Genomic DNA, 860 nt, shown 5'->3' on the forward strand with positions numbered 1-860 from the left:
GAATATTTGAACGATGACGAGGATGATTTTTGTTACGAGTGTGTTTTTGTTAATGACAATAAAGATGAGATACGCCTTTGGGTTAAAGATTTAGAAGAATGTGACAAGGATGGTTTGTATTCGAGTATCGATAATTTAGATTTGGAAAATTGTACGTCTGATGATTTTAAAAGAAGACTCTCAACGATTTGCGAGAAATTTTTTGGATCGTTGTCATGAGTTATCAATTCGCACATTTTGAGATGCTGAGTCGTAAAGTGCTTGTAAAGCCTTCCGACAAGGCAACGAAGTCTAAGAAGTGGAATATTAAAGAGACTATAGATGAGGCTACCCGGAGAAATCCGGATGCCTGTTTGCATGTTGAAAATCCAGGCAAGCCGGTTCTCGTTTTTGGTCAGGATTTAGAAGCTCTTGAGCGTGAGCATGAGCAGGCTTGCGATGGTGCTGTTGATGTTCAGAAGAATGGCAAGAGCAGGAAAATCAGAAGCACTCAAAATACTATGGCGTGCATTGTTCTGTCTTGGCCAGGTGAGATGGATGCCGATTGTAAGCGTTGGCAAGCTCGGTCGGTCAAGTGGTTGCAGGACACGTATGGGGACCAGTTGAAGACAGTCATCAGGCATGATGATGAGGCTTTTCCTCATCTTCATGCTTTCATCGTTCCTGATGATTTGAAGGCGATCAGCTTACATCCTGGGGATAGTGCAAAGCAGAAGGCCAAGGCGGATGGGTTATCTCCAAAGGAACAAAATGAAGCCTATAAGCAATCGTTTAGAGATTGGCAGGACAGTTATTGGGATAAGGTCGGGAAGCCTTCTGGCTTAACTCGTATTGGTCCAGGTCGTAGGCGTTTAACTCGG

General features: G+C 43.5%; 2 protein-coding genes. Both read left to right on the forward strand.

Going from position 1 to position 860, the window contains the following annotated elements; genetic code table 11:
- Window positions 1–219: hypothetical protein (locus tag KP705_RS15515; RefSeq protein ID WP_215764807.1), on the forward strand; the 219-nt coding region annotated here is incomplete at its 5' end.
- Window positions 216–860: plasmid recombination protein (locus KP705_RS15520; RefSeq protein ID WP_215764809.1), on the forward strand; the 645-nt coding region annotated here is incomplete at its 3' end. The genes KP705_RS15515 and KP705_RS15520, both read left to right, overlap by 4 nt.

Origin of the sequence: Gluconobacter sp. P1D12_c (genome assembly GCF_018812105.1) — a bacterium.
Taxonomy (GTDB): domain Bacteria; phylum Pseudomonadota; class Alphaproteobacteria; order Acetobacterales; family Acetobacteraceae; genus Gluconobacter; species Gluconobacter oxydans_A.